At 26.9% G+C, this 26,974-nt stretch carries 22 protein-coding genes and 1 tRNA gene; 14 read left to right on the top strand and 9 right to left on the bottom strand.

Annotated elements, in window-relative coordinates:
• Nucleotides 1-83 precede the first annotated feature (83 nt).
• Together BPP43_RS05950 and BPP43_RS05945 are read left to right on the top strand one after the other, a co-directional pair.
• On the top strand, nucleotides 84-1,124 hold the full coding sequence (locus tag BPP43_RS05950) for a thiamine biosynthesis protein (RefSeq protein ID WP_013244694.1): 1,041 nt from the start codon (nucleotides 84-86) through the stop codon (nucleotides 1,122-1,124).
• 1 nt (nucleotide 1,125) lies between these two features.
• Nucleotides 1,126-2,739 (top strand): hypothetical protein, encoded by a 1,614-nt coding sequence (locus tag BPP43_RS05945; protein WP_015274449.1) that lies wholly within the window; start codon nucleotides 1,126-1,128, stop codon nucleotides 2,737-2,739.
• Here the strand turns inward: BPP43_RS05945 and BPP43_RS05940 are convergent, their stop codons facing one another.
• Nucleotides 2,740-4,035 carry a hypothetical protein gene (locus BPP43_RS05940; protein ID WP_041752820.1) on the bottom strand — a complete coding sequence of 432 codons (1,296 nt, stop codon included), beginning with the start codon at nucleotides 4,033-4,035 and terminating at the stop codon, nucleotides 2,740-2,742. It abuts the gene before it with no gap.
• Nucleotides 4,036-4,148: 113 nt separating this feature from the next.
• Here BPP43_RS05940 and pepT point away from each other — a divergent pair, with 113 nt between their 5' ends.
• Both pepT and BPP43_RS05930 read left to right on the top strand, forming a co-directional pair.
• Nucleotides 4,149-5,375, top strand: coding sequence for a peptidase T (gene pepT, locus BPP43_RS05935; RefSeq protein ID WP_015274447.1), 1,227 nt, complete (start codon nucleotides 4,149-4,151; stop codon nucleotides 5,373-5,375).
• A gap of 18 nt (nucleotides 5,376-5,393) precedes the next feature.
• Nucleotides 5,394-6,500: a glycosyltransferase family 2 protein gene (locus BPP43_RS05930; RefSeq protein WP_015274446.1), complete on the top strand. Its 1,107-nt coding sequence runs from the start codon at nucleotides 5,394-5,396 to the stop codon at nucleotides 6,498-6,500.
• Here the strand turns inward: BPP43_RS05930 and thiL are convergent.
• Both thiL and BPP43_RS05920 read right to left on the bottom strand, forming a co-directional pair.
• Nucleotides 6,497-7,450: a thiamine-phosphate kinase gene (thiL, locus tag BPP43_RS05925; protein ID WP_015274445.1), complete on the bottom strand. Its 954-nt coding sequence runs from the start codon at nucleotides 7,448-7,450 to the stop codon at nucleotides 6,497-6,499. The genes BPP43_RS05930 and thiL overlap by 4 nt on opposite strands.
• 49 nt (nucleotides 7,451-7,499) lie before the next feature.
• A tRNA-Thr gene (locus BPP43_RS05920) sits at nucleotides 7,500-7,572 on the bottom strand.
• Nucleotides 7,573-7,722: 150 nt separating this feature from the next.
• Here BPP43_RS05920 and gatB point away from each other — a divergent pair.
• From gatB to ade, 4 genes are all read left to right on the top strand, one after another.
• Nucleotides 7,723-9,174 carry an Asp-tRNA(Asn)/Glu-tRNA(Gln) amidotransferase subunit GatB gene (gene gatB / locus BPP43_RS05915; protein ID WP_013244700.1) on the top strand — a complete coding sequence of 484 codons (1,452 nt, stop codon included), beginning with the start codon at nucleotides 7,723-7,725 and terminating at the stop codon, nucleotides 9,172-9,174.
• 70 nt (nucleotides 9,175-9,244) lie between these two features.
• On the top strand, nucleotides 9,245-9,760 hold the full coding sequence (locus BPP43_RS05910; RefSeq protein ID WP_015274444.1) for a DUF262 domain-containing protein: 516 nt from the start codon (nucleotides 9,245-9,247) through the stop codon (nucleotides 9,758-9,760).
• Between the two features lie 7 nt (nucleotides 9,761-9,767).
• The gene (locus tag BPP43_RS05905) at nucleotides 9,768-10,970 is read left to right on the top strand and encodes an HNH endonuclease family protein (RefSeq protein WP_015274443.1); all 1,203 of its coding nucleotides are present in this window, start codon (nucleotides 9,768-9,770) and stop codon (nucleotides 10,968-10,970) included.
• A 63-nt stretch (nucleotides 10,971-11,033) separates the two neighbouring features.
• On the top strand, nucleotides 11,034-12,764 hold the full coding sequence (ade, locus tag BPP43_RS05900; protein ID WP_015274442.1) for an adenine deaminase: 1,731 nt from the start codon (nucleotides 11,034-11,036) through the stop codon (nucleotides 12,762-12,764).
• Between the two features lie 4 nt (nucleotides 12,765-12,768).
• Here the strand turns inward: ade and BPP43_RS05895 are convergent, their stop codons facing one another.
• The 3 genes from BPP43_RS05895 to BPP43_RS05885 form a co-directional block, all read right to left on the bottom strand.
• A complete protein-coding gene (locus BPP43_RS05895) occupies nucleotides 12,769-14,442 on the bottom strand; it encodes a restriction endonuclease (protein ID WP_015274441.1) in 1,674 nt (557 codons plus the stop codon).
• Between the two features lie 32 nt (nucleotides 14,443-14,474).
• Complete coding sequence (locus tag BPP43_RS05890) at nucleotides 14,475-16,151, bottom strand: tetratricopeptide repeat protein (protein ID WP_252832264.1); 1,677 nt, start codon at nucleotides 16,149-16,151, stop codon at nucleotides 14,475-14,477.
• A 93-nt stretch (nucleotides 16,152-16,244) separates the two neighbouring features.
• Complete coding sequence (locus BPP43_RS05885) at nucleotides 16,245-18,116, bottom strand: methyl-accepting chemotaxis protein (protein WP_015274439.1); 1,872 nt, start codon at nucleotides 18,114-18,116, stop codon at nucleotides 16,245-16,247.
• Nucleotides 18,117-18,456: 340 nt separating this feature from the next.
• Between BPP43_RS05885 and prmC the strand changes: the two genes are divergently transcribed.
• The 3 genes from prmC (at nucleotide 18,457) to BPP43_RS05870 (ending at nucleotide 21,676) form a co-directional block, all read left to right on the top strand.
• A complete protein-coding gene (gene prmC / locus BPP43_RS05880) occupies nucleotides 18,457-19,329 on the top strand; it encodes a peptide chain release factor N(5)-glutamine methyltransferase (RefSeq protein ID WP_015274438.1) in 873 nt (290 codons plus the stop codon).
• An 18-nt stretch (nucleotides 19,330-19,347) separates the two neighbouring features.
• Nucleotides 19,348-19,758, top strand: a complete 411-nt coding sequence (locus BPP43_RS05875) for a hypothetical protein (protein ID WP_013244707.1) — start codon at nucleotides 19,348-19,350, stop codon at nucleotides 19,756-19,758.
• 205 nt (nucleotides 19,759-19,963) lie between these two features.
• Nucleotides 19,964-21,676 (top strand): amidohydrolase, encoded by a 1,713-nt coding sequence (locus BPP43_RS05870; protein WP_015274437.1) that lies wholly within the window; start codon nucleotides 19,964-19,966, stop codon nucleotides 21,674-21,676.
• A 195-nt stretch (nucleotides 21,677-21,871) separates the two neighbouring features.
• On the opposite strand, the gene aroC is transcribed toward BPP43_RS05870, so the two are convergent.
• Nucleotides 21,872-22,981, bottom strand: coding sequence for a chorismate synthase (gene aroC, locus BPP43_RS05865; RefSeq protein ID WP_014935464.1), 1,110 nt, complete (start codon nucleotides 22,979-22,981; stop codon nucleotides 21,872-21,874).
• Nucleotides 22,982-23,177: 196 nt separating this feature from the next.
• On the opposite strand from aroC, the gene BPP43_RS05860 reads away from it, so the two are divergent.
• The 3 genes from BPP43_RS05860 to BPP43_RS05850 are packed head-to-tail and all read left to right on the top strand — an operon-like array spanning nucleotide 23,178 to nucleotide 26,273.
• Entirely contained in the window at nucleotides 23,178-24,140 is a 963-nt protein-coding gene (locus BPP43_RS05860; protein ID WP_015274436.1) for a Gfo/Idh/MocA family protein, read from the top strand.
• Between the two features lie 53 nt (nucleotides 24,141-24,193).
• Nucleotides 24,194-25,213, top strand: coding sequence for a galactose ABC transporter substrate-binding protein (locus BPP43_RS05855; RefSeq protein ID WP_015274435.1), 1,020 nt, complete (start codon nucleotides 24,194-24,196; stop codon nucleotides 25,211-25,213).
• Between the two features lie 25 nt (nucleotides 25,214-25,238).
• A complete protein-coding gene (locus BPP43_RS05850) occupies nucleotides 25,239-26,273 on the top strand; it encodes a galactose ABC transporter substrate-binding protein (protein ID WP_015274434.1) in 1,035 nt (344 codons plus the stop codon).
• Between the two features lie 52 nt (nucleotides 26,274-26,325).
• On the opposite strand, the gene BPP43_RS12135 is transcribed toward BPP43_RS05850, so the two are convergent.
• Together BPP43_RS12135 and BPP43_RS05840 are read right to left on the bottom strand one after the other, a co-directional pair.
• Nucleotides 26,326-26,574, bottom strand: coding sequence for a LexA family protein (locus BPP43_RS12135; protein WP_041752819.1), 249 nt, complete (start codon nucleotides 26,572-26,574; stop codon nucleotides 26,326-26,328).
• Complete coding sequence (locus tag BPP43_RS05840; protein WP_041752818.1) at nucleotides 26,531-26,953, bottom strand: LexA family protein; 423 nt, start codon at nucleotides 26,951-26,953, stop codon at nucleotides 26,531-26,533. Before BPP43_RS05840 ends, BPP43_RS12135 begins: the two co-directional genes overlap by 44 nt.
• Nucleotides 26,954-26,974 lie beyond the last annotated feature (21 nt).

Here is a 26,974-nt window from a genome sequence, read left to right as displayed (position 1 = left end):
CATTAAACAAAATAAATTATTATTGAATAAATTAGAAAATAAATATATACTCAGAAAAATTATTAAATAAAGGTAAAATATAAATGAAAAAAGCTAAGGCTATTTTGCTTCTTTCAGGCGGGCTTGACAGTATGCTTGTGGGGGCTATATTAAAAAGAGAAAATATTGATGTTCTTGCTGTAAGATTCGTTACTGGACTTGAATATCCTGTAATTAAAAATGAGCTTATGAATATACATTATGATGACCCTGCTAAAAAGGCTGCTGACTTTCTTAATATTCCAATAAGATTTGTTTCTTTGAAAGATAAATATATTGATATGTTTTTAAATCCAAAATACGGTTATGGAAGTTCTATTAATCCTTGTTTGGACTGCCATATACTTATGCTTAAAACTGCAAAAAAGATAATGGAAGAAGAGGGTTTTGATTTTATTGCTACTGGAGAAGTTAAAGGGCAAAGACCTATGAGCCAAAAATCTCAAGACCTAATTAATTCTATAAGAGAAAGCGGACTTGAGGGAAAACTTTTAAGACCATTATCTGCAAAGCTTCTTCCTATCACAATAGCAGAAAGCGAGGGTCTTATAAACAGAGAAAATCTTTATGATATATATGGACGAAGCAGACAAGTGCAGATGGAGCTTGCTAAAGAGTTTGGTATAGATGATTATCCTATTCCTTCTGGTGGGTGCTGTTCTATAGTTGATAAAAGTTACGGAAGAAGATACGAGGAGCTAGTTTCTCACAATGGAAGAGAGATTATTAATATGGAGCTTATGCAGTATTTAGCTATAGGAAGGCATATAAGAATTGATAATAATGCTAAACTTATACTAGGCAGAAATGAAAATGAAAATGATGCATTAGAAAAGAGAGAGAGAAAAAACGCTATTACATTTAGACCAAATTATAATAAGGGTCCTTTTGGATATTTAGAGCTTTATGGTGAAGTTGAGAATATAAAAGAAGCAGTATTAAAATCTGCAAACATAATGGGTTATTTCTCTAAAGAAGATACTGAAACTTTATCTATAACAGTTTCTTATGCTAATAATGAAAAAGATATAATAGAGATAGATAATAAAAAATCTAAAGAAACACAATTTACACAGATATTATAATATGAATGAGTATAATTCCAAAAAAAGATATTTAGGTGAGTTTTATACGCCTTTGATATTTGCCAAAAAATCTTTAGAGTATATTAATGACGTTATTTCTATAGATGAATTAAAAAGCGGTAATTACAGAATATGGGATATGGCATCTGGAACTGGTAATTTAGAATATTATTTAGATAAAGAATTATATAAATATTTGTATATGTCTACAATAGATGAAAATGACATTGACTATTGCAAAGAAAAGTTTAAAGAAGCTTGTTTGTTTCAATATGATTATTTAAATGATGATATAGTTGTTTCAGAAAATATTTTTGATTATAAAAAGCTTCCGAAAAAATTAATAAAAGATTTAAATAATAAAAACTTAAAATGGTTAATATTTATAAACCCTCCATACGCTACAAGTCAAGTTGCAGGTACAAATTCAAAAAGCAAAAAAAATGTGAGTATTAGCAAGATAAGAGATATTATGCACTCTGAGAAATTAGGAGAATCTTCAAGAGAGCTTTATGCACAGTTTATGTTTAGAATATATAGAGAGTTTTTAGATAGAGAAGTTTATTTAGCAATATTTTCTAAAACAAATTATATAAAATCAAATAACAATGAAAAGTTTAGAAACAATGTTTGCAATTATAAGTTTATGAATGGTTTTATATTCTCTTCTTCTAATTTTGACAACACTTCAAAAACAACTCCTTTTCCTGTGAGTTTTATTATATGGAAAGTTTCAAAATTATTTAATATAAAAAAAGAAAATATAGTTCTAGATATACTTGATGATGACGGAGAATTAAAAACTAAAAAAAATTATAGTGTAGTTTCAAGAGAAGAGCTATTAAATAAATGGATAAAAAGAATAAGGACAACATCATCATTTGTTCCTTTGTCATCTGCTATAGTTGTAAAAGAAAATGGAAAAGACATAAGAAATAAAATATGCGATGGTTTTATAGGTTCACTTATGAGCTGCGGAAGTGATTTGCAAAAACAAAACCTTACTGCAATATTTTCTGCTCCTCAAGCTTCTGCTGGTTCACTTTCTATTACAAAAGAAAATTTTGAAAAAGCTATGATTATACATGCTGTGAGAAGGACTGTGAAAGTTAATTGGCTTAATGGAAGCGACCAGTTTATTATACCAAAAAAAACTTTTTCTGATGATTTTAAAAATGATTGTATAGTGTGGAGTTTATTTTCTACTTCAAATCAAACTTCTGCTATGGATAATATTTATTATAATAATAAATATTACAAAATAATTAATCAGTTTTATCCGTTTGATTATAGAGAAGTTTTTTGTAATAATAGTTTTTTTAGTTATGATGGAGAAAGCAGATTTGTATGCGATTATTTAAAAAATATTTCTCAAACAAAAGAAGCTAAAGATTTAATTGATATTTCAAAAGAGCTTTATAAGTATTTTTATAGTAATGTAGAAAAAGTTAATACTAATAAATTTAAAATATCTCTTTGGGACAGCGGTTTTTGGCAAATAAGAAAATCTCTTAAAGATGCTTCTCTTGCATTGGACATTCTAAAAGAAATAAAAATAAAAAGAAACATCTTAAGAGAAAATATTTTAAAAGAAATTGATAATTTTGTCTCCTAATTATTTACCCCAAACTCCTCCAAACTTGAAACTAAGTCCTATATAAAAATCATTGTCTACAGTATAATGACCGTTTTTTTCATTATATGAAATTACTCCAACTTGATTTCTGCCTTCAAGCTCATAGTACTGATAATTATTTTTATATACAGGGTCGTAAGTAAATGTATCTGAAACCATAATTTTAAAATCTTCTGTAACATTAAAAGTAAGTTTTAAAAATGCTCTATATTTAGGCTGAAAAATATCTTCACTGTTTGAATAAATATTATTATCATATACTCCAACATGTGTAGTGATATCTATAATCCATAATCTTCTAGCCTCAAAGAAAAGAAAACCGCTCATAGCATAATAAGGTTTATTTCCATCAAATGTTTGAATTGAAAAATCTGTATAATATCCTCCATTATAATTATGAGGATTATTGTTGTCACTACCAGGAGAATATTCATTATTTCTTCTTATTCCATGTCTAAACCAAAAGCCTTCTATACCAACGGTAAATCTTCCGTCTCTTCCATTTCTAAAATAGAAAAAAGCATTAATACTGTCTCCCCATTCTTTTATTGGTATAGACCCTATCTCTGTAACTATTCCAGCTACTCCAGTATTTATATAATCATTGCTGTATGATATTTTAGCCATTAAACCTTTAGATGAATTAGCATCAAGCCCCATTTCTCCATTAACCATACCAACTCCAATAAATACACCATAAAATGATGATTCTATCATAATACCTGTATCATATCTTGGTATAAGCTGACTTTCATAACCTATAGGCATATCTCTCGGTCCTGATAATACAGTTGCTTTATTGCTGCTTACTGTGTGAAAATAAAATAGAGTAGGGAAGTATGATGTCATAGGTATATTTCTTGTGTATGGCTCTAATACTCCAGCTCTTATTCCTATATATTTAAAATTTACAAATATGTTCATTTTAGAAAAGTCGAAAACAGGAGGCGACATATCCTTATAAAATCTTGCCTTATGCGATAATGGCTCATAAAATCTTGCATTAATGTTTGCTTCAATAGATGCATACTTATATTCTTTTATATAGTGTAAATCTCCATAAAGAAGTACACCTAATGTATCTTCATTTCCTGTTTGCTCTATTAAGTCGCTCATTCTTCCATATGCAGTTAATTCTAATGAGGCACTTAAAACTCCGTATTTACCAGAGTTTGTGTTTGTGGTTTGGCTATTTGTTGTTTGAGTGTATAAGGTATTAAAAATGTTAAAAATGATAATTACTAAAGACAAATATTTTTTCATAATATTACCCATTGTTTATTAATTCAGCCAATATAACATAAACAAATTAAAATATCAATTAAATAATATATTGAATATTTATTCTTTTTTGATAATATATAAATATTAATTTTTAGGATATATTTATGAAAGCTTATGAAAGATTTATAAAATACACTACTTTTGACACTTCATCATCATCTGCTAATGAAAATGAAACACCAAGCTCTATTGGGCAGAGAGTGTTTGCTGAGTATTTATTAAAAGAATTAAAAGAGTTGGGAATTAATGATTCTTATATTGATGATAAATCTTTTGTATATGCTTCTATTCCTGCAACTAAAGGAAAAGAAGATAAGCCAAAAATAGGTTTTATTGCCCATTTAGATACAGTAGAAGATGTTAGCGGTAAAGATATAAAAGCTAATATAATAAAAAATTATGATGGAAAAGATATAGTTTTAAACAAAGAAAAAAATATAATATTTAGTGTTAAAGATTTTCCTAGTTTAAATAAATATAAAGGTTTTGATTTAATAGTAACAGACGGAACAACACTTTTAGGTGCTGATGACAAGGCTGGTGTTGCTGAGATTATGACTATGGCAGAAACTATAATGAAAGATAAGAGTATAGAACATGGTGAAATAAAAATAGCATTTACTCCAGATGAAGAGATAGGTTCTGGAATAGAGCATTTTAATGTTGATGAATTTGGTGCTAATTTTGCATACACTATAGACGGAGGAGAATTGGGAGAGATAGAATACGAGAACTTTAATGCTGCTTCTTGTAATGTAATTGTTAATGGAGTTAATGTTCACCCTGGCTATGCTAAAAATAAAATGAAAAATGCTTTGCTTCTTGCTATTGAGTTTAATAATATGCTTCCTCAGAATGAAAAACCTGAATATACAGAAAATTATGAAGGATTTTATCATTTATCATCTATAGAAGGAAATGAAGAAAATGCCAAACTTGAATATATAATAAGAGACCATGATAGAGAAAAGTTTGAAAATAAAAAAGAGTTTATAAAAAATATTTCTGAGTTTTTAAATAAAAAATATGGTGAAAATACATTTGAGATTAATATTAAAGACAGCTACTACAATATGAAAGAAAAAATAGTTCCTCATATGCATTTAATAGAAAATGCTAAGAAGGCTTTTAATGAATGCGATATAAAAGAAAGAATAGTTCCTATTAGAGGAGGCACTGATGGGGCTAGGCTATCATTTAGAAATCTTCCTTGTCCTAATTTATCTGCTGGAGGAGAGAATTTTCATAGCAGATTTGAATATATTCCTGTTCAATCTTTAGATAAGATGACAGAGGTTTTATTAAAAATAATAGATATATATTCTAAATAAAAAAAGGAGATGGTTCTAATGCCAAAAGTTTCTGTTGTTATACCAATTTATAATGTAGAAAAATATTTAAAAAAATGTTTGGATAGTGTTATTAATCAAACATTAAAAGATATAGAGATAATTTGTGTAAATGATTGCTCTTCTGATAATTCTGAAAGTATAATTAAAGAATATATAAATAAAGACAACAGAGTAAAACTAATTAATAATAAAAATAATTATGGAATAGGTTATTCTCGTAATATTGGTATTGATAATAGTTTGTCAGATTATATTTCTTTTATAGATTCTGATGATTTTGTATCTGAGAACTTTATTGAAGAGTTGTATAGTACTGCTTTAAAAAATGATGCAGATATAGTTTTTACAAATAATATATATACAGTTAATGAAGACACTAACAATATAAAACCTTATTATCACAATAGAATGAATATTTGGAAGAAAAAATTTAACAACTCTTATATTGAAGGTATTAGCAATTTTAATGTTAATACCGAAGAAAAAGAAAATACTCCTGAATATCCTTTAGTTGTTGTTTGGAATAAATTATTAAAAAAAGATTTTTTATATAAGAAATATATTCGTTTTTTTGATTATAGAATAGCTGAGGATGCAGATTTTTTCTATAGAATTTTAGCTAATAATCCTAAAATGTATTATAACAATAATGCTAAATATTATTATTTCCAAAGATGTTCATCTTTAATGACTAATATTAAAAAAGATAATGATATGCCTATAGTTATATTAGAAGTATTTGAAAATATTTTTAATTACTACAAAGAAAATAAAAAAGAACTTTTAATAGATTGTAATTATTATAATTTCTTTTCTCTTCTTCATACTTTTAATAATTATAAAGCAGATAATAAATATGAGTTTTATAAACTTTGTCATAACTTAATTAAAAAACTAGATGTTGAAATAGATAGAAAAAAACATGCTTTCTATTCTTATAATGTTTATATAATGAAAACTTATGATGATTATAATATCTATATAGAAAAAATAGAATCTATAAAGAAAAAAGTATTTTCTGTTGCTTGGTGGATACCTTCTATCACGCTTAGAGAAAAATATAAAAAATATGCTTTAGATAAAATTGCTAATAGTAAATTTTAATTATGATTATATCCTTTGTATTTAAAATTTACTTCTTTGTTATTTTTATCTATAAACAAAACTCTATTTTCTTGATTTAATGAAGTTATTTTACCTATTTTTATAAGATTATCTTTCTCTTCTATATTATCTTGAGTGGTAAATAATACAGCATAATCTTCTCCGCCTGTGAGTATTGAGTTTAATACTTCTTTGTTATTATTGTTAAAAAATCTATTAACCTTTTGCCAATTAGATTCTTCAAATACTTTAGCATACAAATTAGACTTCTCTGCTATATGAGATAAATCTTGTAAGAGTCCGTCACTAATATCTATAGAAGAGTTTATTTTATATTTTTTTATTATCTCTTGCCACTCATTAAAGAAAAGTTGCGGTCTTAAATGAGTTTTTACGCTTTCATCATCATAGCTATAGTTTCCAGATAATAGTTTTTTTAATCCTAAGTCACTTTCACCAACAATACCTAAAACATAAATATTATCATTGTCTTTTGCTGTGCTTCTAAGTATTGCTTTATTTTTTTCTATTTCACCGATTAATGTTATAGATATAAAAAAATCATTATTTGAACTAGTTGTATCTCCTCCAGCAATTTCTATGTTGTATGGTTTGCATGCTTCTAAAAAACCGTCATACCATTGTAAAATATTTTCTTCTGTAATATTTTTTGGTATAGATAATGATACAAACACACTCTTAGGAAAAGCACCCTTACATATAATATCACTAATATTAACTTGTGCCGATTTGTAACCAACATCATAAAAAGAATAATATTTAAGGCTAAAATGTATATTTTCAACTAATATGTCTGTTGTTACAAGAATATCTTTTTTATCACTAAGATTTTTTAACACAGCACAGTCATCACCGATATTTATATTTGAAGTTTTATTAAAATTGTTTGAGAGTTGTTTTATTTTTTCTATAAGTTCAAATTCTTTCATATTGTTTATTATTGATAAATTAATTATTAAAAATATTTCACAAATAAAAAGCCAACCATGGGAATCGAACCCACGACCCACGCATTACGAATGCGTTGCTCTACCAACTGAGCTAGGTTGGCGTTATTTTTATAATTATAACAGTATTATATGCTTTGTCAATTTTGTTGAAAGTTAGTTAATTAAACTAAATAATTTTTTAATATATTGAAAAAAAATTAAATTCGTATAAAATATAACAAATAATAATTTTAAAATTAGGATTAATAAATATGGAATATGAAGCAGTCATAGGATTAGAAGTGCATGTTCAGCTTAATACTAAAACTAAAGCATTCTGTTCATGCCCAAACACTTTCGGTGCTCCTGCAAACACTCTTACTTGTCCAAGATGTCAGGCTCACCCTGGTACTTTGCCTATAGTCAATAAAGAAATGGTGCATAAAACTATTAAAGCAGGACTTGCTACTAACTGTACTATTCAAAAGAAAAGCAGATTCGCTAGAAAACATTATTTCTACCCAGATTTGCCTTCTTACTATCAGATTACTCAAATGGATGAACCTATTTGTACTGAAGGTCATCTTGATATTACTGTACTTAATGAAGATGGTTCTTCTTACAATAAAAGTATAAGAATAAACAGAATACACATGGAAGAAGATGCTGGTAAACTTGTGCATGATGATACTGGAAGACCTTTAAGTTATGTAGACTTAAACCGTGCTGGTTGTTGTTTGATAGAATGTGTAAGCGAGCCTGATATTTCTACAGGTGAAGAAGCTTATCAATATTTAACAGAGCTTAAAAAAATATTTAAATATATTGATGTTTCTGATTGTAACATGGAAGAAGGTTCTTTAAGATGCGATGCTAACGTTTCTATACGCCCTAAAGGAAGTAAAGAACTTGGAACTAAAACTGAAGTTAAAAACATGAACAGTTTTAGAAATGTAAGACTTGCTATTGACTATGAAATAAAAAGACAAATTAAAGCTTTAAACAATGGTGAGAAAATCTTACAAGAAACTAGACTTTATGATGCTAAAGAAAACACTACTAAAGGTATGCGTTCTAAAGAGGGTGCTGCAGATTACAGATATTTCCCAGACCCAGATATACCTCTTTTAGTTCTTAAAGATGAAGAGATTGAACAAGCTAAAAAAGAGCTTCCTGAACTTCCTCAGCAAAAACGTGAAAGACTTAAAAAAGATTATGATTTGCCAGATCAGGATATAGTTGTATTAACAGAAGATGCAGCATTAGCTGATTATTATGAGGCGGCAGTAAAAGCTTATCCTAAACAGCCTAAGAAAATAAGCAACTGGATTATGGTTGAAGTTAATGCTTACTTAAATAAAAAACTTCAAACTATAAAAGATTTTAAACCAAAACCAGAACATATTGCTGAAATATTTAAACTTATAGATGAAAATGTTATAAGCGGTAAAATAGCTAAAGAGATATTTGAGGATATGTGCGAAACAGGAGAAGCTCCTTCTGCGATAGTTGAGAAAAAAGGTATTAAACAAGTAAGCGATACTGGTGAGCTTGAAACAATCATAAGAAAAGTTTTAGAAGAAAATCCTAAATCAGTAGCAGACTTCAAAGCAGGTAAAGAAAAATCATTCGGATTCTTAGTAGGTCAAACAATGAAAGCTACTAAAGGTCAAGGTAACCCTAAACTTGTTAATGAAGTTTTGAGAAAAATTTTAAGTGAATAATTAAAAATATATTAAATAAATAAAGCCTAGCTATGAAAAATAGTTAGGCTTTATATTTTTGGAGATTATAATGAATAATAATAAAATGATAAATAATGTATATCATTTAAGTTTAATTGAATTATTATCTAATACAGCTAACAATGAATTCTATTTTTCAATCCCATTATATCAAAGGGATTATTCTTGGAAAAAGGATAATATAAGTGAATTTATAAATGACATATTTGAAGCATATGATGCATATATAAATGGCTATCATAATAATTATTTTTTTGGTTCTGTAATAACCGTAGTAGATGATAATGATCATAATAAACATAATTTGATAGATGGTCAGCAGAGATTAACAACTTTTATTTTATTTTTAAAAATAATACAAAAAGATCTTAATGAGGAATGCATATCTAAAATTAATTCATATTCAGAAGATGATCAGGAAACAATTTCTGAATTAAGTACATATTTAAAAAATTGTTTATGGGCAAAGAAAAAAGAAATATGCAAAATTATGTCTGAAAAGTCTAATGATTCATCTTATATAATGGATTTATTATTGAGTCAAGAATTAAAAAAAAGAAGATGATAAAATATTGATATATAAAAATTATTATTTATTAAAAGAGTTTTATGATGATTTAAAAAAAGAATATTCAAGTAATTTTAATATTATAAAATTTATAAGTTTTGTTTTATCAAATATAGAATTTGTCAAAGTTGAAACTTCATCTAGGAGCAGTGCTTTAAAAATATTTTCTGTTTTAAATACAAGAGGTCTTGAGTTAAATTCTACAGATATTATTAAAGCAGAAATGATGTATGATTTAAATGTTAGCAGACATAAAGATTTTGAATCTAAATGGAGATCTTTAGAGTATAAAGCATCTGAATTGAGTATATCATTAGAATCTTTATTTAAATATTATATCACTATGTACAAACCTGATAGTATTAAAGGTACAAGCGATGAAAATATTAGAGGGTTATGGAAAGATAGAGATAAATGGAATGCTATAATAGAATTTGAGAATTTTATATCTTGTTATGAGTATATTATGAATATGAGAAATGCTTATATTTGGTGCTTGAGACATTTGTTAATAATGGGTAAAAATGCATATACTTGGATTCCTTTACTTATAACTATGAAGTTTAAAAAATATAGTGATGATGATATTATGTATATTGCTAAATTTTTAGTTAAATGGCATTGGCTGCATCTAGTAAATGGTTATACAATAGAAAAAATAAAATCTTTTAATTTTTCTATTTTAAGAGTTATAAAAACTGATAATAATTCTATAGATGAAATTATAAAATTAGAGCCAAGAGTTATTACACATGATGCTAAAACTTTAGAAATATTATCTAAAGGAGTTTGTAATACTTTAAGAATATCCAATTTTTATAATTTAAAATGGGGACGTGCATTATTGTATTTTTTATTTAATAAACCGTTATTAGAAACTTTAGAAAATACAATAGATATAGCTTTTACACCTCTTAAATCCACAATAGAGCATATATATCCTCAAAATCCAAAAGAGGACGAGTGGATAAATTGCTCAGAAGATTTTAAACATAAATTAGGAAATTTAACATTACTTGATAAAAGATCTAACATACAGGCAAGTAATGATATAGATAAAAAAATTAAAATATATAATAACAAATTATTTATGTATACACCTGAACTTTCAAAAGAAAATCCATGGTCAGATGAAAAGATAGCATCAAGAACTGAAGAGTTAATAAAAGATTTTTGTGAATATATAGATATTAATTATTATAATTAAGAAATTTGAAAATCTACTTATAATTTACTATATTTAAATATATATTAATTATAAGGACTATTCATGACTATAGAAAAATTATCAAAAATGATTGAAGTATCAAGCGGAAAAGTTTTGGCTGATTTGGTTATAAGAAATTGTAAAGTGGTAGACCCAATATCAGCAACGATTACGGACGGAGATATTGCTATTGTTGATGATTATATTGTTGGTGTTGGTTCTTATAATGGAAAAGAAATTATTGATGCTAAAGGTTCTTATGCTACTAGTGGTTTAATAGATTCGCATGTGCATATAGAATCATCTTTATGTGCACCAGCAAATTTTGCAGAAGTTGTTATTCCTTTTGGTACTACTTTAATTGTAACAGACCCTCATGAAATTGCTAATGTATGCGGTATTGACGGTATCAAGTTTATGATTAATTCTGCTAAAAAAAGTCCTCTTAAATGTAAGTTTATGCTTTCTTCATGTGTGCCTGCTGTTGGCTTTGAAGATTCTGGAGCTGTACTTGATTCTAAGGTAATAGAAGAGTTTATAAATGATGAAGATATATTTGGTCTTGCTGAGATGATGAATGCTCCGGGTGTATTATCTCTTGATAAAGATGTACTTAAAAAATTAGTTGCTGCTATTAATGCTGATAAGATTATAGATGGGCATGGTGTTATGCTTGGAGGAAAAACTTTAAATGCTTATAGGGCTGCTGGTATTTATACTGACCACGAATGCGTATCTGCTAAAGATTTGAAGGCGAGAATAGCTAATGGAATGTATGTGCTTTTAAGACAAGGTTCAGCTGCACAGAATTTAGCTTCACTATTACAGGGAGTTAATCAAAGCAATGCTAGAAGATGTGCAATGTGTACCGATGATAAGCATTTAGACCATATTATAGAAAATGGACATATATCTCATAATTTAAAAATAGCAGTTGATCATGGACTTGATGTATTTAATGCAATTGCTATGGCTACTATTAATGCGGCAGAATGTTACAGACTTAAAAATATAGGTTTGGTTGCTTCAGGATATAAGGCTGATATTGTTTTATTTGATGATTTAAAAGATTTTAAAGCTAATAAAGTGTTTATAGATGGAAAATTATCTGCAGAAAATGGAAGGGCTTTATTTAAAGTAGAAAAAGATAATTATAATAGTAATATTTTTAATACTATAAATATAGCACCTATTACAGTTAATGATATACAAATAAAATTAAAATCTGATGAGGCTAATGTTATAAGAATAGTTAATAAAGATTTAGTTACAGAGAAAAGTGTAAGGATAGTAGGTTTTGAAAATGGTTATTTTAAATATAGAAAAAGTGTTGATATATTAAAATTGGTTGTTGTTGAAAGACATAAGGCTACTGGTAAAATAGGTTTAGGCTTAATAGAAAATTACAAATTAAAAAGCGGTGCTATTGCCACAAGTGTATCTCATGACTCGCATAATATAATAGCAGTAGGGGATAATGATGAAGATATAATACTTGCTATAAAAGAAATAGAAAAATGTTCAGGAGGAATCACTATTGTAAAAAATGGAAAAGTGCTTGATACATTACAATTAAAAATAGCAGGAATTATGTCAGATGAAGCACCTAAAGATATAGTAAAAAAAATATATTCTATGCATGAACTTGCTTACAATGAACTTAATGTTAATAGAGAAATTGACCCATTTATGACTTTATCATTTATGGCGCTTCCTGTTATACCTGAAATAAAACTTACAACTAGCGGTTTATTTGATGTTAAGGAATTTAAGTTTGTTGATGTAAGTGCTTAATTATTTAAAAGATTTCACCCTTTAATAAATTGTTTAATTGATTTCTAGAATAAATTGTAACAATTTCACTATGTACAGCATAACTTTTTGCACTGCTTGTTAGCTCTACAGGTACTATTAATACTCCTCTTTTAGCACCGGAATCTTTTACTTTTACAATAAAATCTCTTAATATTAATTCCCCAATATTAGTATTTTGCCAACGTTTAATAGAAATAAATGTTAAATTATATTTGCCGACTTCACTGTCATATGCTAAATAGTCTATTTCATCTATATTATCATCAGGGTTATCTATAAACTCTTGTACTATAGTATAAGAAAGTTTATTTGTTATAATATTTCTGCATAGTTTTTTAAAATCATTAAAAGTTAAATTATATATTTTATCTACAATATTGTTGTTAGAGTTATTATGAGTACTTCTAGTTTTATTGTCAAATTTAATGTTATGAGTAATTTTTAAATTTAATAATATATTATCTACATCTATAGAGCTTTCATTATTTTTTGGTGCTAAAGTATTTATATATTCAAAATTAGTAAAACTATTCTCCCAAATCTCTACAGTGTTTTCCCACTCATTAAGGTTTTCTTTTTGTACATAATCTTCATAATATTGATGTTCATAAATATTATCTAGTTTGCGGTTTGCTTTATTAACTTGAAAATTAGCTCTGTAAACTTGATATAAGTATCCTAGTACTTCATTTATTTTATATGTTTTTAATATACTAGAATTAAACTTATTAATTATTTCAAAATATTTTATAGCTTCATCTATATATCCTAAAAAGTAAGAGTAGAAGCCAAAATCAAAAATTAATTCTTCATTTATAGTTTCTAATTCATCAGTTTTTAATGTCGATTTTATTTTTCTATATATCTCTTTAAACTTCTTTTTATTTCCTAATTTATGCAATACAAATAAATACATTCTATTATAATAAATTAATAAGCTTCTATCTAAATTATTAGCATCTGTTAAAAGTTGTTCTATGTATTCACTAGCATATTGAAGTTTATCAGTAAATAAATACATAGATATCAAAGTCTTTCTAATTTCTATTAATTCATTTTGTAAATTAATGGAATCTTTATTTATTCTTTTTTCTAAGTCTTCTAAGAAAGTTATTGTTTTCTCATAATTTTTTATATTATAATAAGAATATAAAGCTGCTTTAAGTTCATCTATATTGAATTCTCTCCTAGACATAATAACTTTATTAAAATAATTGCATGCAAATTGATATTTTTTTTCATTAAATAATGTATAAGCCACTTTTATTAAATAAATTACATTGCTTGGTTCCAAATTAGTAATAATTACATCATATTTAAAAACTTCTTCTTTATATCCTAATTGAGTGCATATGTTTTCCATTCTTTTATATATTTTAATTTTTTCATTATCATTAAAATAATCAACAGATATAAGAAACTCATATTTTTTTAAAGCATCAAGAATATCTCCATTTTCATCTTTTATCAAAGCTAATTTATAAATAGTATTATAATCATTTGGGTTTTTTAATAATTTTCTATTTAATTCGCCAATAATATTTCTAGCAGATTGATTGTTTTTTTTATATATATTATTATTTATAAATAAATATAAAGCTATTACAAATAATAACATCAATAGAAATATAAAAATATATATATAAATATTTTCCATAAATAAATCCTAAAAGTATAAAAATGATTGTTTTAGAATATTTCTCCTTTAAGCAAATTATTAAATTGATGTTTAGAATATACAGTAATGCTTTCATTATGAGAAACATAACTTCTAGCACTTTTAGTCAATTCAGCAGGAACAATTAATATTCCATTTTTAGCTCCAGATTCTTGTACTTTCATGAAGAAGTCTCTAATGCTTAATTCTCCTATATCTACTTTATTCCATCTTCTAAAAGATATTAAAGTAAGCTCAACTCTTGCCATTTTATTATTGTATGCTAAATAGTCTATTTCATCTCCTTTTATTTTATCAGCACTGTCTATATATTCCTGTACTATTGTGTATGAAAGCTTTGATAATATTATGTTTTGACAAATCTTTTTAAAATCTGAGAAACTTAAATTAAATATTTTATCAATTTTATTTGAATGTATAGAAGGTCTTTGATTATCTTGCATGTTATAATTTGGTAAATCATATAATTTAAACTCTTTAAGCACTTCTTCTATATTCATAGTTTTTTTTATTTCTACTAGATTGGATATATAATCTAAATGTATAAAAGAACTTTCCCATAAATTAATAGCTCTTTCCCAATTATCTATATACTCTTTTCTAATATAGTTTTCAAAATTATCATTTTTATATTTTGAATCATATATCTTTTTTTCTTCATAAAGCTTAGTTAATTGTGAATTAGCTATTTCTACATTTCTTAAATATTCTAGTATATTGTTTATATTGAATACATCATATAATTCTATGTTAAAAGTTTTTATTGTATCAAAATATCTAATAGAAGATTTTATATCTTTTAAGAAATAGCTATAAAATCCATAATCAAATATTAAATCAGCTAAATCTATAGAATCATTATTGATTTTATACATATCTATTAGTTTATTATATATTTCAGTGAATTTTTTATTATCATCTAATTTATATAATATAAACAAATAAATTTTATTCATATAAAGTCTATTATCACTATCTATAGCTTTATATATAAAAGCTTCTTCTATAAAAGATTTAGCAATATTAATTTCATCAGAAAGTATGTATATTGAAACCAAAGACTGCATTAATCTTGCAATATCAGTTTTATATTGATTTATATCTTTGCACATTTTTTTGTACAACTTTTCTAGATATATAATAGTTCTTTTATAATCTTTCAACTGAAAAGAAGAGAATGCAGCATATTTATAATCATCTATAGAGAATTCAGCTTTTAATACTAATGCTCTATGATAATATTCATATGCTAATTTAAAGTATCCTTCTTCTACAAGAGTATGAGCTATTTTTATATAATAATATTTATTTTCTGGTTCTTCTTTATTTATGATTAATGTATATTTGAAAGCCTGTTGTATATCACCTAACTCTTCACAAATGATTTCTAATTTTTTATATATTTCTATTTTTTCTTTATCTGAAAAGAAGTTTTCATCTAGAAGCATTTTATATTGATTTAAAGCCTTTTCTTTGCTTCCGAATTCTTCTTCTATGTTTGCGAGTTGATTTATTGCATCATAATCATATGGATTTTTTTTGAGTCTTTTATTTAATTCTTCTATACGTTTTTTTAATGCCTTTGGTTTTTTTACTTTATCTTTATTCAGTATCAATGTTTTTAGAAGCACTAATGCGGCAAATAATACACCTAAAATAATTAAAGCATAAAGATAAATAACTTCCATAAAAGCACCTATTATTAAAAAATAAATATTTTTTATTTTTACAGTAATAAATGCTTTATGGAGCATTTATTACTGATATTGTACTATTTATAATTATTCATCAATTTTATCGTCTTTATCTATTTTAAAGAATTTCATAGCCTCATAAAGTTCTTGTGCTTGATTAGATAAAGACATAGTAGCTGCATATGATTCCTCTACCAAAGCAGCATTCTGCTGAGTAACACTATCCATATCAGCAACAGCCCTATTAACCTGATCAACTCCAGTTTGTTGTTCTACAGCAGTAGAGCTAATATCTTGCATTATTCTAGCTGTTTCATCTATTTTTACTCTAAGGTCATTAAATATTTCCTGAGAAGTTCTAGCAGAGTCTGTAGCTTTATTAATTTTGTCATAAGCATTGTCTACTAAGTTTGTAATATCTTTTACAGAAGACTGAGTAGTTTGAGCTAAGTTTCTTACTTCAGAAGCAACAACAGCAAAGCCCTTACCTTGGTCTCCAGCACGTGCAGCCTCTACAGCAGCATTCAAAGCAAGTATATTAGTTTGGAATGCTATATTTTCAATAATGTTTGTAATATCTTTAATTTTAGTACTAGCCTCATAAACTTCTTCTATATTTCTTGTAGTTTCAAGTATAATATCACCAGCACTTTCTATAGACTGTCTAGATTCAACCATCATTCTATTACCTTGTACTGATTGGTCTGTAGAAGATTTTATTGTAGAAGCCATCTCTTCCATAGAGCTTGCAGTCTCTTCCAAGCTTGCTGCTTGAGATTCTGTTCTATGTGATAAATCATTACTGCCCTGTGAAAGTTCATGAGCACTGTTTGTAATTTTTTCTACTGAATCTCTTACTCTTATTATAATATCTACAAGTTCTTGACGCATTATAGTAAATGAATCAGCTAATTCTCCAAGTTCATCTTTTCTATGAATTGTTTGTTCTGTATTTGTTAAATCACCTTTAGATATTTCTTTAGATATTTGAATAATTTTTTGTAAAGGATTAGTTATGCTTCTAATATATAATAATACTAAAATAGAAGCTATTATAATAGATATAACTCCTATAATAATTGCTTCTAAAATTATAGTATATATTTGACTATATATATCAGAATCATTTTTAGCAAGTATTACAGACCAAGGAACTCCTGTTATGCCATTATATGCAGATGTCCTTGCTGTTTTTGTATTAGCACTTTTATAAGACGGTATAATACCGCTATCTTGTGTTTTTATAACATCATATACAGAAGATAAAGTAGCCCCAACAAACTCTTCATCAGATGATAATAATACCATTTTATCATGGTTTGCTACTGTTAATCTTTCGCTTCCTTGAAGAGGTAAAGATTTAATAAATGAGTTATTTACTTTATCCATATCTAGACTTATATATGATATACCAAGTATATTGCCTACATCATCTTTTATACCGCCCATTAGCATTAAAGAATTCTTTCCTGTAGATAATGATTTTGTTATAACATTATCAAACTCAAAATCATAATTGTTTTTTACAATACTCTGATATAAATCAGGATGTATATCAGCAAGTGAAACACCTACTAATTTAGGGTCAGAACTATCTATTAATATAGTGCCATCAACAGTTGCAATACCCGTATTGGTTGAATAATAGTTAATATTGTTATAGTTTTCCAATACTTTTACTAAATTATTTCTTGTTTCTATGTCATTATAATTTGTGATAAAATTTTGGAAAGTAGCACTTTTTGAATATGTTTCAATAAGAACAAGCTGTTCATGCAAAACTAATTCTATTGTTGATGCATAACCTTGTACTGTACTTTGAAAACCATTTAAAGTAGCATTTCTTATGCCTCTAGAAGCTGCGATTGTAAGTATAATAGATAATACCAATATAGTTACTACTATAATAGAGCTAACCATAATTGGTACTTTTACTGATAAACTATGCATTTTTTTCATAAAAATCAACCTTTATGTATTTGTATTACTCTAATTTTTAAGCTTACTACCACTATATATTTTCGATTAATTTTTTATAAATTTTAATTCCTAACACTACTTTGAAAAAATTATAAAAATATGCCTATCTATAGTATAGTAATTTTTTTAAAAAAAACAAAGAGCCATATAAATTATACAATAATTTTTTATAAATTCTAGTAATTTTTAACTGAGTTTATTTAAAACAGAATTATTGTATACTAATAGGTATAATAATTACTATATTAATATAGACACTATTTATAAACTTTGATATAATTTTAATTAGCAATGAAGTTTAATAGAGTGAACAAGCAAAATGAATATTAATAATGCTTTAATAAAATACGCTAAGTGTTTAGAAAAAATAAATAATGATTATAAAATTTCATATATAGAATCACAAACCATTTTAATGCATGTTTTGAATATAAGTAAGATGAAATTAATATCAGATTCATTAAGAGAATTAACTCAAAAAGAAGTTAATAATATAGAAGAATTAATTAATAGGCGTCTTAATTATGAACCTATCTCCTATATTATAAATAAAAAAGAGTTTTACGGATTTAATTTTTATGTTGATAATAATGTGCTAATACCAAGACCAGAAACTGAAGAGCTTATTGATTTGGTATTAGATTATATGAAGGATAAAAATAATATTTCGATTTGTGATATTGGAGGCGGAAGCGGAAACATAGCAATAACGTTAAAAAAGTTGTTTTTGGAGCAGAATAAAAATATTGATATTACAGCTATTGAAATAAGCGAAGGAGCTTTTCAAGTTATAAAGAAAAATGCTTTAAATATATTGGGAGATGAAAAACTAATAAATATAGTAAATACTGATGCTTTAACTTTTATACCTGAAAATAAATATGATGTAATAGTTTCAAATGCTCCGTATGTACCTTTAAGAGATAAAGATTCTCTTCAAAAAGATTTGGAGTTCGAGCCTCAAAATGCATTATATTCAGGGGAAGACGGGCTTGATTTTTATAAGAGTTTTTTAAGTATCATAGAAAAATATTTAAAGGATAATGGAGCTTTCTTTTTTGAAATAGGCTATGATCAGGGAGAGGCATTGATTAATATATGCAATTCTCTTGATATAAAAAATGTATCAGTAAAAAAAGATTTAAGCGGTAAGGATAGATTTCTTGTTTGTGAGAATATGAAGAATTATTAGTTTTAAGGAGAATATAATATGCAGTATGTGAAATTTGGAAGCAGGAGAGGGGAGCATGGAGAGATTAAACTTTTAGATATATTTTATAAGCATAATATTGTATTTGCTGAAGTTAAGGCTGGAGCAGATAAAGTAAAAGAAAAGAAATTTTTAAAAGGTACTAAAATAATGATAGCTGATGGTTTAACTGCAGTTGCCGTTGCTGAGGCTTTAACTGATTCTGATTCTCTTGATAATTTAAATATTAAATTTAATAAAAATGAAATTGATAGAGTTAATATTTCTAATTGGGTAATAGCTGCCAAAGTGAAAATATATAAATTAAAAGAGGAAGATTATTTTCCTACCACAATAGGTAAGTTCTATCATATAAAAAACAAAGATAAAATTAAATTAATAGATGAGCTATTAGAAAAGTATTCAAATTAATATTAAATATTTCTTTAGCTCAAATAAAAAAAATAATTTTGAAATCTCTTAATTATTATTCATTTTATGGAAAAATATAAAAAAATTAAATTTATTTTTATAAAAATCAAAAAAAATTGAATATTCATTATTGTATATAGTATAAAATTAATATAAAATTATGCTCCTATTTTAAAAAAATTTATTTTAAAGGAGTTTACAAAAAGTGAACAAAAAAACATTATTACCAATCATTTTACTAGTTTTCTCTTTTATTGTTATCGGTTGCAGTAAATCAAATAACTATGCTGATACTGTAATAACTGGAACAATATACACTTCTGAGACTAATCAGAAAATAGTATCTGCTATTGCTATTAAAGATGGTGTGTACCAATATGTTGGGGACGAAGAAGGAGTAAAAGCGTTTATAGGTGATAATACCGAAGTTATTAATTTAGAAAGCGGTATGGCAATGCCTAGTTTTTTTGAAGCTCATGCTCATGCTGAGTTAGGCGGTATAGGTAAATTATACCAAGTTGAATTGTATGACGGTAAGTCTATGCAAGATTATGAACAAATAGTTTCAAACTTTGTGGCGGAACATAAGGATTTGAAAATATTAAGGGGTTCTGGTTGGGGAAATGGATACACTCCTAAAAATGGTCCAACTAAAGATGTACTTGATAGGATTTCTACAGAGATTCCTATAGTATTGACATCACAGGATTATCACTCAATTTGGGTGAATTCTAAAGCTTTAGAAATTGCGGGTGTTGATGCTAATACTCCTGATGTTGAAGGCGGAGTGATAGAGAGAGACCCTGTTACCAAAGAGCCTACTGGAACATTTAGAGAAAAAGCTCAAGACCTTATATTGTCTAAATTGCCTGATTATACTATTGAAGAATATAAAAACGGCATATTATCTTATCAGGAAGAGGCTTTATCTTATGGAGTTACATCTATATTCAATCCTATGCTTAATATGAATACAGATGGAAAGAATTTATTTTCTGCTTTAAATGAATTAGATAAAAACGGAGAATTAAAATTAAATTATTTCTCTGGTTATCAGGTATTAGCAGAAAATGAACCAATATCAAATTTAAATGTAATAGCTGAATTAAAAAAACAAGCTAATGGAAATAAATTTAAACTTACAACAGTAAAATTATTTGCTGACGGTGTAGTAGAAGGAAAGACTGCTTATTTACTTGAAGATTATACTTCTGACCCAGGATTTAGAAGTGTAGGATTATGGGAGCAGGACTTTATGAATGAAGTATGTTTGAAAGCTCAGGAATTAGGTCTTCAAATACATATACATTCTATAGGAGATGCAGCAGCTAGACTTTCTATAAATGCACTTGATTATGTACAAAAACAAACAGGTGCTACTAATAAAAGACATGCTATAACTCATTTACAGTTAGTTCATAAAGATGATATAAAAAGAATGGGAGAGTTAAACATAGTTGCAGTTGCTAATCCTTATTGGTTTTTCAAAGAAGATGGATATTATTATGAATTAGAGCTTCCTTATTTGGGAGAGAGGGCAGAGCATGAATATCCTATGAAAGATTTATTTGATGCGGGTTGTGTTGTGTCTCTTGCTAGCGATTATCCTGTAACAGTACCTCCTAGACCTTTAGACGGTATACAAGTTGGTGCTACAAGAATGAATTTAGAAGGTGAAGCTCACTCATTACTTGGTGCTGACCAGATTGTAACTGTTGAACAGATGATGGACAGTGCTACAATTAATGGAGCTTATCAGAATTTTGCTGAGGATACTTTGGGTTCTATAAAAGTGGGAAAGAAAGCTGATTTTATAATATTAGACCAAAATATATTAGAGATAGCTCCTACAGATATTACTAAAACTAAAGTGTTAAAAACTTATTCTGATGGAAAATTAGTTTATGAAGCAGCATAATTAATTTTCAAAAAATAAAAAAATGCCCCGTTTATTATTTTTAAATAATTTGCGGGGTTATTCTTTTTTTCCTTTCACTTTATCAATTAAACCAATAATTCCAGCTATAATCAGACCGATTAAGCAAGTTATTCCTCACATATATAATCCTTTTTTAATATACTATATAGTAGTATATTAAAAAATATGGTTTTGTCAAATTAATCTGCCTTTCATGTCTAAACATAAATCGAGTATGCTTATAGCAAGTGCTGCCTCCACAACCGCAACAGCTCTCACAGCAATACAAGGGTCATGGCGTCCTTTAATTATTAATGCTTCTTCTTCTTTTGTTTCTATGTTTAATGTTAATTGCTCTTTAGATATTGACGGAGTAGGCTTTATTGCCACATTTACAACTATAGGCATTCCATTAGAAATACCGCCCAATATTCCGCCATTGTTATTAGTTTTTGTCTCTATAGTTTTTATGTTGTTGCTTTCTTTTATAGTGTATGCATCGTTACATTCGCTTGCCTTGTAGTTTACAAAATCAAAACCAAGTCCAAACTCCACACCTTTTACCGCAGGTACAGCAAACATAGACGAAGCAATTCTGCTTTCTATAGAAGAGTAAAAAGGGTCTCCAAATCCAGCAGGTACATTAAAAGCAACCGCTGTTATAATTCCTCCTACAGAGTCCATATCAAGCTTAGCTTTCTCTATTGTGCTAATCATTTTCTCCATAGCATCATCATCAAATACGCTCAATTCTTTATTATAGTTCTTTATAAACTCTTCATAACTTGGAAGCTCATTATTAGGATATTTATCTTTTATATTATATATTTGTTTTATATGTCCTGCTATGTTGATATCAAACTTTTCTTTAAGGGCCAATTTAGCCAAAGCACCGGCAAATACTAAAGGAGCAGTAAGTCTTCCAGAAAAATGCCCGCCTCCTCTTATATCATTAAAACCTTCATATCTAAGCATAGCGGTATAATCACTATGCGATGGTCTAGGCAAGACTTTTAAATTAGAATAATCTCCGCTCCTTTTGTTTTCGTTTTTTATAATAGAAGCTATTGGCATACCTGTGCTTATATTATCCAAAACTCCTGATAATATTTCAACTTTATCGCTTTCTTGTCTTGTTGTAGAGAGTTTATTGTTTTTGGCTCTTCTTCTATCCATTTCGCTTTCTATAAAGTTATTATCTATATTTATTCCATAAGGAAATCCGTCTAATACACAGCCTATAGCCTCTCCGTGAGATTCACCAAATATGCTTAATTTTAAATTATTACCAAATACGCTTCCCATTATTTTTATATTTCCTAAAATTAATTTTTTTATTAGTATATATTATTTTTTATAAACTTTCTATATAAAAATATTTGATGACTATACAATAAATTATTATTAAATAAAATATTAATTTGTTATTGAATTTTGCTGTATTATAATTATAATCTTTATAGTTATAAAATTTTAGTAATTAAAAAAGGATATTATGATAATGGATAAAGTAAATATTTCTCTTATAGGTGTAGGCAGAATGGGACAATTCCACCTTAATGTTATAAATCAAATAAATAGTATTAATTTAAAAGGTATATATGATGCTGATGAGAATCATCTTAATGAAGTATCTAATAAATATAATATTAATAAATTTAGTAGTTTAGATGAAGCCATAGACAATTCGGATGCAGTAATAATAGCAAGCCCAACAAAGTATCATTTTGAAATAGCAAAAAAAGCATTAGAAAAAGGCAAACATGTATTGGTAGAAAAGCCAATGACAGAAACTTATATACAAGCTAAAGAATTACAAGAGATAGTAAATAAAAAAAATCTAATACTTCAAGTAGGACACGTTGAAAGATTTAACGGTGCAGTTCAAGAACTTCATCATATAATAGAAAAGCCTTATTTAATAGAAGCAAGAAGATTAGCACCATTTACACCTCGTATTACAGATGTTGGTGTTGTATTTGATATAATGATTCATGATTTGGATATAGTAACATCTCTTGTAAAAAAGCCTGTTATAAGATTTTCAGCAAGCGGTAAGAGAGTGAGAACAAACAATGAAGATATTGCTAGTGCTTTATTAGAGTTTGAAGATGAAACTATAGCAACAATAAGTGCAAGCAGAATCACACAAGAGAAAATTAGAACTTTAGCTATAAGTACAGAAGATGCTTATTTTATATTAGATTATGCTACCCAAGATATTACAATACACAGACAAGCAAGCAGTGAAAGTAAAATCAAAACTTCTATAGGAATTAATTATACTCAAGAATCAATCATTGAAAGAGTATTTATTCACAGAGATAATCCATTAAAATTGGAAGATGAGCATTTTGCAAACTGTATATTAGGTAAAGATAAAAGATTCGTCTCTGTGGAAAATGATGTAAATACCATTAAATTAACAGAAGATATACTCAAAAAAATTAAAGAAACTTGGTAATAATTTATCTTGACAATGAAAATATATTTAACTATAATTAAATTGAGGTATTTATGGGTAGGCGAATATTAAATTTTGTTATTTTATTGTTTATATCATCTTCTTTAATATTTACTCAAAACAAAAAAAGCAGCATAGGGGTAGCTTTATATAGATTTGATGATAATTATATAAAATATTTAAAAAGCTATATAGAAAAAAATATTGGAAATAAAGCTTCTCTCACTATATTAGATTCTCATAACAGTCAAATAACACAAAATGACCAAATAGAAATATTTTTAAATAGGAAAGTTAATTTAATAGCTATTAATTTAGTAAATGAAAGCTATGCTCAAACTATAATAAATAAAGTTAGTGTTAGAAATATACCTATTATATTTTTTAATAGAGAGCCTGATTTAGAAGCTCTTAATAGTTATAATAATGTTTGGTATATTGGAGGAAGCAGCGAGAATGCGGGTACAGCACAGGGAAGAGTGATAGCTGATAGTTGGAAGTCTCATGCTAATTGGGATAAAAATGAAGATGGAAAGATTCAATGCATAATAATAAAAGGAAGAACTAACAGTGTTGAAAGTGAAAATAGAACTCAATATATGAAAGATTATTTAAAGAAAAATAATATTAAGCTTAATATATTGGCAGAAGTTTATGCTTTTGATAATAGAAAAACTGCTTCTATTGAAATGGATAAATTAATGGCTAAGTATTCTCAGAAAATAGAATATATTATTGCTAGTGATGATAATATGGCATTAGGTGCTTTAGATTCTATTAAGAAATTAGGTTTTAACAATGACAGCAGAATGCTTAATTATATACCAATAGTAGGAATAGGCGGCACACCAGAATATTTAGAAGCGATAAAAAACTATTCTGTATTTGCTACAGTAATGCAAAATCCTTCTACGCAGGCTGAGGTTTTATCTAAGGTTTCATTAAATATAATAAATAATAAATCTCCATTAGACGGCACAACTTTGAGTTTTGAGAATAATAAATATATTTTTGTGCCTTATATACCTGTAACGATGTTTAATTTAGATAGGGCTATTGAAATTTATAAATAATATTTTTACAAATAGGAGTAATTTTATGAACAAATTTATTTTTTCATTGCTATTATTTTTATCTATTTTGTCTAGTTGTTCATCAAAGAAGGTTAATGAGTCTAATGATAAGTCAATAGATGTTGCTGTGGCAATATATAGATATGATGATAGTTTTATTTCTTTTATGAGAAGGAATATTGAAACATTCTTAAAGAGTGATAATGTGAAGTTTACTATGACTGATGCTGAGAATGACCAAGTTAAGCAATATGACCAAATAGAGGCTGCTATACAGAGAAATGTTGATGCTCTTGCTATTAATTTAGTTGATCCTTTAGCTGCTAATTTGGTTATAGAAAAAGTAAAACCTTCAAACATTCCTGTAATATTTTTTAATAAAGAGCCAAAAAAAGATGATTTATTAAGTTATGATAAGGTTTGGTATGTTGGTACTAGAAGCGTTGAATCTGGCGATATGCAAGGAAATATAGTATTAAATTCTTGGCTTTCAAATCCTTCTTTGGATAAAAACAAAGACGGCAAATTGCAGTATGTTTTGCTTAAAGGTGAAGAAGGACACCCAGATGCTGAAGGAAGAACAGAGAGAGTTAAGGCTATATTAGAAGAAAATGGTATTGTATTAGAAGAGCTAGAGATGAATAATGCTAATTGGGATATACTTCAGGCACAAACTTTAATGGACGCTTGGATAAAAAAACATGAGAATAATATTGAGTTTATTTTCTCTAATAATGATGCTATGGCTTTGGGAGCTTTAAAATCTATACAAAAAGAAGGTTATAATATAGGAGACAGCAATAAATTTATACCAATAGTAGGAGTTGATGCTATACCTGAAGTAATAGAAGAGATAAAGAAAAATGCTATACTTGGTACTGTATTACAAAGTCCTAAAGACCAGGCTAAAGCTATAGTTGATATGGTTATGAATGTTGTAAATAATAAAGATGTACTTGAGGGTACTGGTTATACTTTAGATGAAGTAAAAGCAGTAAGAGTTCCATATAAGGCAATAACTATAGAAAATATTAATGATGCTATGGACGCTTATAAGTAAATATATTTATAAGAGTTTTTTAAGAGGCTTCTTTTTAAAGAGGTCTCTTTTTTTATATTTTTAATCTTATTAGTCCTACTACTTTACCTACTATAGAAACTTTTTCTTGTATTATAGGAGGATATTCTTTATTTTCAGCAACCAATTTTATGCAGTCTTTTTCTTTAAAAAATCTTTTAATAGTTATCTCTTCATCTCCATTATCATCTATTTTGGCTACTACAATGTCTCCATTTTGAGGCTCTATATTTGAAGGATTAACTAATACCATATCTCCTTCTTTTATATGAGCATCTATCATAGAATCTCCTTTTACTTTCATAAGGAAATTGTTTTCTATTTTGTGCTATAGATTCTGGTAATGGAAAAAAGTCCTCATAAGACTCATCAGAAACGTCCATTAAAAGACCAGCTTTAACTTCATTTGTAAGTAAAGGTATTTTTATAAGATTATCTTTTTTTTCTACTGTATTTATAGGTACACTTCCTCTTGCTCTTTTACCTGTCTTTTTTACATAACCTTTTTTTTCTAATGCTGTTAAATGTGTAGTTACAGCTGTTGGAGAGGCAAAATTAAAATGAACCATTATTTCTTTTACTGTTGGAGGATATCCATTTTCATTCATAAACTTTTGCAAAAAATTTAATATATGCTTTTGCTTATCTGTTAATTCTGTCATATTAGACACCTCATATATATT

This window comes from Brachyspira pilosicoli P43/6/78 (assembly GCF_000325665.1).
GTDB lineage: Bacteria > Spirochaetota > Brachyspiria > Brachyspirales > Brachyspiraceae > Brachyspira > Brachyspira pilosicoli.
Note: the sequence above shows the minus strand (reverse complement) of the source record. Positions and strands in the feature narration are given on the sequence as shown.

Excerpts from the sequence above, each read along its gene's own strand:
- BPP43_RS12135 (WP_041752819.1), bottom strand. The coding sequence starts at position 26,574 with ATGATAGATGCTCATATAAAAGAAGGAGATATGGTATTAGTTAATCCT.
- BPP43_RS05850 (WP_015274434.1), top strand. The coding sequence starts at position 25,239 with ATGAACAAATTTATTTTTTCATTGCTATTATTTTTATCTATTTTGTCT.
- BPP43_RS05840 (WP_041752818.1), bottom strand. The coding sequence starts at position 26,953 with ATGACAGAATTAACAGATAAGCAAAAGCATATATTAAATTTTTTGCAA.
- BPP43_RS05895 (WP_015274441.1), bottom strand. The coding sequence starts at position 14,442 with ATGGAAAATATTTATATATATATTTTTATATTTCTATTGATGTTATTA.
- pepT (WP_015274447.1), top strand. The coding sequence starts at position 4,149 with ATGAAAGCTTATGAAAGATTTATAAAATACACTACTTTTGACACTTCA.
- BPP43_RS05910 (WP_015274444.1), top strand. The coding sequence starts at position 9,245 with ATGAATAATAATAAAATGATAAATAATGTATATCATTTAAGTTTAATT.
- BPP43_RS05890 (WP_252832264.1), bottom strand. The coding sequence starts at position 16,151 with ATGGAAGTTATTTATCTTTATGCTTTAATTATTTTAGGTGTATTATTT.
- thiL (WP_015274445.1), bottom strand. The coding sequence starts at position 7,450 with ATGAAAGAATTTGAACTTATAGAAAAAATAAAACAACTCTCAAACAAT.
- BPP43_RS05875 (WP_013244707.1), top strand. The coding sequence starts at position 19,348 with ATGCAGTATGTGAAATTTGGAAGCAGGAGAGGGGAGCATGGAGAGATT.
- aroC (WP_014935464.1), bottom strand. The coding sequence starts at position 22,981 with ATGGGAAGCGTATTTGGTAATAATTTAAAATTAAGCATATTTGGTGAA.
- prmC (WP_015274438.1), top strand. The coding sequence starts at position 18,457 with ATGAATATTAATAATGCTTTAATAAAATACGCTAAGTGTTTAGAAAAA.
- BPP43_RS05860 (WP_015274436.1), top strand. The coding sequence starts at position 23,178 with ATGGATAAAGTAAATATTTCTCTTATAGGTGTAGGCAGAATGGGACAA.
- gatB (WP_013244700.1), top strand. The coding sequence starts at position 7,723 with ATGGAATATGAAGCAGTCATAGGATTAGAAGTGCATGTTCAGCTTAAT.
- BPP43_RS05940 (WP_041752820.1), bottom strand. The coding sequence starts at position 4,035 with ATGGGTAATATTATGAAAAAATATTTGTCTTTAGTAATTATCATTTTT.
- BPP43_RS05950 (WP_013244694.1), top strand. The coding sequence starts at position 84 with ATGAAAAAAGCTAAGGCTATTTTGCTTCTTTCAGGCGGGCTTGACAGT.
- ade (WP_015274442.1), top strand. The coding sequence starts at position 11,034 with ATGACTATAGAAAAATTATCAAAAATGATTGAAGTATCAAGCGGAAAA.
- BPP43_RS05885 (WP_015274439.1), bottom strand. The coding sequence starts at position 18,116 with ATGAAAAAAATGCATAGTTTATCAGTAAAAGTACCAATTATGGTTAGC.
- BPP43_RS05945 (WP_015274449.1), top strand. The coding sequence starts at position 1,126 with ATGAATGAGTATAATTCCAAAAAAAGATATTTAGGTGAGTTTTATACG.
- BPP43_RS05930 (WP_015274446.1), top strand. The coding sequence starts at position 5,394 with ATGCCAAAAGTTTCTGTTGTTATACCAATTTATAATGTAGAAAAATAT.
- BPP43_RS05855 (WP_015274435.1), top strand. The coding sequence starts at position 24,194 with ATGGGTAGGCGAATATTAAATTTTGTTATTTTATTGTTTATATCATCT.